5 protein-coding genes are annotated in these 5697 nt (G+C 65.1%); 4 read left to right on the plus strand and 1 reads right to left on the minus strand.

Annotated elements, in window-relative coordinates; translation table 11 throughout:
• Window positions 1-70: 70 nt before the first annotated feature.
• Window positions 71-658, minus strand: a complete 588-nt coding sequence (locus PVW46_RS14100; protein ID WP_069210134.1) for a TetR/AcrR family transcriptional regulator — start codon at window positions 656-658, stop codon at window positions 71-73.
• A gap of 79 nt (window positions 659-737) precedes the next feature.
• Here PVW46_RS14100 and PVW46_RS14105 point away from each other — a divergent pair, with 79 nt between their 5' ends.
• The 4 genes from PVW46_RS14105 (at window position 738) to glpX (ending at window position 5644) form a co-directional block, all read left to right on the plus strand.
• Window positions 738-1058: a hypothetical protein gene (locus tag PVW46_RS14105; protein ID WP_052244849.1), complete on the plus strand. Its 321-nt coding sequence runs from the start codon at window positions 738-740 to the stop codon at window positions 1056-1058.
• 143 nt (window positions 1059-1201) lie between these two features.
• On the plus strand, window positions 1202-2488 hold the full coding sequence (locus PVW46_RS14110) for a homoserine dehydrogenase (protein ID WP_069210135.1): 1287 nt from the start codon (window positions 1202-1204) through the stop codon (window positions 2486-2488).
• A 187-nt stretch (window positions 2489-2675) separates the two neighbouring features.
• Window positions 2676-4550 (plus strand): VCBS domain-containing protein, encoded by a 1875-nt coding sequence (locus PVW46_RS14115; protein ID WP_069210136.1) that lies wholly within the window; start codon window positions 2676-2678, stop codon window positions 4548-4550.
• A gap of 119 nt (window positions 4551-4669) precedes the next feature.
• A complete protein-coding gene (gene glpX / locus PVW46_RS14120; RefSeq protein ID WP_043146319.1) occupies window positions 4670-5644 on the plus strand; it encodes a class II fructose-bisphosphatase in 975 nt (324 codons plus the stop codon).
• The last annotated feature ends 53 nt before the right edge of the window (window positions 5645-5697 follow it).

Raw genomic sequence — 5697 nt, forward strand, 5'->3', positions numbered from 1 at the left:
TTTTTCGCTTCCGGAGTCACCAAGGAACAGGCTGAGCCCGGGTTCGGGACGGGGGGCGGACGGAGCGCCATCAGGCGGAGACCGACTTGCGCACCATGTCCCAGTAGAGATCCTGCACCTCGGGGACACTCAGGCGGCCGTCCGGGCGATACCAGGTGGTGACGCCGGTCAGCATGGCGATCACGGCCAGCGTCGCGAGCTTGGTATCGGCGACCTCGAAACTGCCCGCGGCGACGCCGTCGCTCAGGATCCGTTCCAGCGCGTCTTCGTAGTCGCGGCGCAGGCCTTCGATCACCCGGAAATTCTCGGGCGTGAGGTTGCGCAGTTCCATGTAGGCGATGAAGACCAGTTCCGGACGGTCCAGGTGAAAGGCGATGTGGAACCGGACGAAGGATTCAAGACGGGCCTGCGGCGCGTCCTGCGAGGGCAGGCGGGCGAGATCGCCCAGCAGGTCGTCCATGTGTTCCTTCATCAGGGAGAACAGCAGCGCCTGCTTGTCGGGCGTGTAGTTGTAGAGAGCGCCTGCCTGCAGCCCCACCGCCGAGGCGATCTGGCGCATCGAGACGGCGGCAAATCCGTGTTCGGCAAAGAGGCGCAGTGCCGCTTCGCGGATGCGAGGGCCGGTGATCCCGGCGTGGCTTCCCTGGGTGCGTGCCATGATGTCATCAATATCTGAACAGGCGTTCAGATCAACCCGGATGCTTGCCAGCCCGCGCGGGCTAGGGCATGACTGGCACATGGCGGTTCGGTTCCATCATCCCCTGCTTTGCGCTGCTGTCATTGCGGCACTGACCGGCTGCACCCAGTTCCCGGAACTGGATGCGCGGCAGACGCCGGGCGTGGCGGACGCCCCCTATCCCGATCTCTTGCCGCTGGATGCGCTGCTGAACGGCGCCGTGCCGAGGGCCACCCCCGGCGAGGCCGCCGTGGTCGAGGGGCGCGTGGCGGCGCTGAAGGCACGGGCCAGCCGGCTGCAACGGGTGGATATAGCGCCGCGCGGTGTCGATGGTCGCCTGGCAAGGCTGCGGCAGAAGGCGGCGGCGCTGCGCGCCGAGTAGGCCCCCGGCTGCGGTGTCTTTGCGCATCACTCGGGTGGATGACACGGTCGAAAGCCCGCGCTACGCCGGACGCCCTTGTCCCCGGCGAGGCTTGGCGATAACCCCGACCCGGAACTGACCCCGAGGGAAAAAGGAGCCCGCCCATGTCCCAGCCACTCCGTCTAGGTATTGCCGGTCTGGGGACCGTGGGCACGGGGGTCGTCAAGATCGTGCGCCAAAAGGCACAGCTCTTGACCGAACGCTCGGGCCGCAGCATCGAGATCAGCGCCGTCTCCGCCCGCACCCGCGACAAGGATCGCGGCGTGAACCTGTCCAGCTATGCCTGGGAGGATGACCCGGTGGCACTGGCCACGCGCGAGGACGTGGATGTCTTTGTCGAACTCATGGGCGGCAGCGACGGACCGGCCAAGGCCGCTGTCGAGGCCGCGCTGAAGGCGGGTAAGGACGTGGTCACCGCCAATAAGGCGATGCTGGCGCATCACGGCCAGGCGCTGGCGGCGCTGGCCGAGGCACATGGCGCGGTGCTGCGCTTCGAGGCGGCGGTGGCGGGTGGCATTCCTGTCATCAAGGCGCTGACCGAGGGCCTGGCCGGCAATGACATCGAGCGCGTAATGGGCGTGATGAACGGCACCTGCAACTACATCCTGACCCGGATGGAGGACGGCGGCCTGACCTATGACGAGGCCTTTGCCGAGGCTGACGCCCTGGGCTTCCTCGAGGCCGATCCGCAATTGGACGTGGGCGGGATCGACGCCGGGCACAAGCTGTCGCTGTTGTCCTCCATCGCCTTCGGCACCCAGGTCAATTTCGACGCGGTCGAGCTGGAAGGCATCGGCAGCGTCACCATCGAGGACATTCGCCAGGCCGCCGACATGGGGTTCCGGATCAAGCTGCTGGGCGTCGCGCGGATGACCGGGCGGGGGCTGGAACAGAGCATGGCGCCCTGCCTGGTGCCGGCGAACTCTCCGCTGGGGCAGTTGCAGGGCGGCACCAACATGGTGGTGATCGAGGGCGACCAAGTGGGCCAGATCGTCATGCGCGGCGCCGGCGCCGGTGAAGGCCCGACGGCCAGCGCCGTCATGGGCGATGTCATGGACGTGGCACGGGGTCTGCGGGTGTCGACCTTTGGCCGTCCGGCCGCAAGCCTGGTCGAGGCCGTCCCGGCCCGCGCCTCGACGCCAGCGCCCTACTACCTGCGCATGACCCTGGCGGACAAGCCGGGGGCGCTGGCCAAGGTGGCCACCGCGCTGGGCGAGGCGGGCGTTTCCATCAATCGCATGCGCCAGTATGGCCACAACGATGACAGCGCCCCGGTGCTGATCGTCACGCACAAGACGACGCGCAATGCGCTGGATCAGGCGCTGGCCGCGATGGAGGCGACAGGCGTCGTCATCACGGCACCCGTGGCGCTGCGGATCGAGGAAGTCTGACCGGCCGGCCCACCTGCCAAATTGACGTCGCGTAATCAAAGTGTTTTGAAGAAACACTTTCCTGGGTTAACCTTTCTTCACGATTTTTTGGCTGGCGCCTTTCTTGCCGACGCGGACAGCACGTGTCCGCGTCGGGCCCATGGTCGTGAGGCATGGACTGACGCCAAGGCCCGGGGGGGGGGAAGCGATGGCCAGGGATACATTTGGCAAGCCGGTCAATGGCACGGACGAAGACGATATCCTGACACCGCCGGACCGGACCGAAGCGACGAAATTCAACGGGGGTGATGGCAACGACCGGGTTACCGGATCCGACGAGGACGACGAGATCAACGCCGGTGACGGAGATGACACCGTCGAAGGCGGTGGCGGAAATGACCTGATCCGGGGCAATGACGGCGACGATACGGCGGTCTACCAGGGATCGGTGCTGGATTTCCTGTTTTCGGACGGGCAGGGGAACACCACGATCGTCGAGGATACCCGGCCTGACGATGGCGACGAGGGCATCGATACGCTCAAGCATATCGGCACGCTCGAATTCCCGGATTTCATCTTCCATGTCGGGGTCAACAACCCGCCGCTGGTGCGGTTGACCGACCAGACCGCGAACGAGGACGATCCGCTCGACATCACTTTCGACGCTTTCGACCTGGATGGCGGCACGGTGGTGCTGGACAACATGTCGGTGACCGGCGGCAGCCTGTCCGTGCCGGTCGCGACCCCGGTCACAGTGGGCAATTACACCGGCGTCTCTTTCGATGTGACCTTCGATCCGGGAACCTCCTACCAGGGACTGGCGGTGAACGAATTCGCGCTTGAAACGCTGAGTGTGCAGGTGTCGGATGGTCAGGGCGGCGTGACGACGCTGACCCGGGAGCTGGTGATAGAGGGGCGCAACGACCCGGTTTTGATCGACCTGGCGGCCTCGGATTTCAGCGCGGCGGTGACTGAGGACGACAGCACGCCCTATCTGACCGACACCGGAGAGATCGCCTTCGGGGATGTCGATCTTTTGGACACCCATAGCGTCGAGGTGGTGCTGACCGGCATGGACGGGCCGGTTCAGGGATTCAACGAAGAGGATGCTCTCGGATTTCTCGGCGTGGTCCTTTCGGACACTGCGGGTGTGGCTCTGGGTACCGCAACCTGGACTTTCTCGGTTCAGAACGATGAATTCCAGTATCTCGGCGCAACTGACGTTCTGACCTTCACATATGACGTGACCATCAGTGACGGCAACGGCAGCTTCGCGACCGAAACCGTCACCGCGACGATCACGGGTCTCAACGACGCTCCTGAAATCACCGGCGACATCACGGGGAGGGTGACCGAGGACACGATCCTGACTGTTTTTGGCAAGCTTCTGGGCGAGGATGTGGACATCGGCACCGGGCGGCTTGAATGGTCCATCGAAGGGGGCGGTATCGGCGACTACGGCACCATCGAGGTGGACCTCTTCGGCGGCTGGACCTACCGGCTGGAGAACACCAATCCCGAAGTGCAGGACCTGAACCTCGGCGATATGCTGAGCGATATCTTCATCTTCGCGGTCGAGGATGGCGAGGGCGGCCGCACAACGCAGCCCGTCACGATAAATATCTTCGGGCTCGACGACGGCGAAAATGCCATCAACCCGCTGCTGCAGACCTTTGAGAACGGCGTCTCGGGCGGGCCGGGCGGGCTGCGCTTCGCAGGGTCATGGGGGACGGTCAATGCCCTGGATTACCTCAGCGACGGGCGCGCCAACAATCCCTACAATCCCGCGCTGAAATCGGGCATGTTCGTGGCCAACAACAACGCCGGAGACGTCTCGGTCCTGCGCGAAACCAACTTCGATCTCGAAAGCGCCTATTTCACCTCGCCTTTCGCCAGCAGTTTGACGCTGGAGGTCTCGGCCTATGACGATGGTGCGCTGCTAGGCACCCAGACGGTTTCGCTGGTCAGGGGGGACACGACATTCGTCGAGTTCGACGATGCGCTTTTCGACAGCGTGGACGAGGTGCGCTTTGCGGCTTCGGGCAATTTCTTCGCCATGGATGACCTTCTGATCATCGGATGACTCCGCCCCTTTCGGCGAATGGGCGCAGCCGTCGGTGCAAGCGGTTCTATCCCCTTGCGGCCCTTGCCTGCGGCGGGGTACTCACGAGGTGACGCGGCACTCACGAAGGATTACCGGCGATGTCCACCCCGATCGATTTCAATGACCGAATGTTGTCCCTGGGCCTGGCCCGCGTGGCCGAGCAGGCCGCCATCGCCAGCGCCGACTGGATCGGTCGTGGCGACGAGAAGGCCGCCGACCAGGCCGCCGTCAATGCCATGCGCGACCAGCTCAACAAACTGGACATCAAGGGTGTCGTCGTCATCGGCGAGGGCGAGCGCGACGAGGCGCCGATGCTGTACATCGGCGAGGAGGTCGGCAATGGCGAAGGCCCCGGCGTGGACATCGCGCTTGACCCGCTCGAAGGCACCACGCTGACAGCCAAGGACATGCCCAATGCCCTGACGGTGATCGCGATGGGACCGCGCGGCAGCATGCTGCACGCGCCGGATGTCTACATGGACAAGCTGGCCATCGGCCCGGGTTACCCCGAGGGGATCGTGACGCTGGACATGCCGCCCGCGACCCGCGTGTCGGCCCTGGCCACGGAAAAGGGCTGTGGCCCCAGCGACATCACCGTCTGCATCCTTGAACGGCCCCGCCACGAGGACATGATTGCAGAGGTCCGCGCCACCGGCGCCTCGATCCGCCTGATCACCGACGGCGACGTGGCCGGTGTCATGCATTGCGCGGAACCGCATATGACCGGCATCGACATGTACATGGGGTCCGGCGGCGCACCCGAGGGCGTTCTGGCGGCAGCGGCACTGAAATGCATGGGTGGCCAGATCTATGGCCGTCTGCTGTTCCGCAACGACGACGAACGGGGCCGTGCGGCCAAGGCGGGGATCACCGACCTGGACAAGATCTATGCCCGGGACGAGATGGTGACCGCCGATGTGATCTTTGCCGCCACCGGCGTGACCGGGGGATCGCTCTTGCCCGGGATCAAGCGCGAGATCGGCTGGATCACCACCGAAACGCTGCTGATGCGGTCCAAGACCGGCTCTGTCCGGCGCATGAGCTATCGCAACCCGGTCAAGCCCAAGGGGTGAGCGGGGCGGGAGCGGTTGCAGGTTGGGGGCGCTGCCCCCGTCTCCCTGCGGTC

The sequence above is a fragment of the Mameliella sp. AT18 genome (assembly GCF_028807275.1).
GTDB lineage: Bacteria > Pseudomonadota > Alphaproteobacteria > Rhodobacterales > Rhodobacteraceae > Antarctobacter > Antarctobacter albus.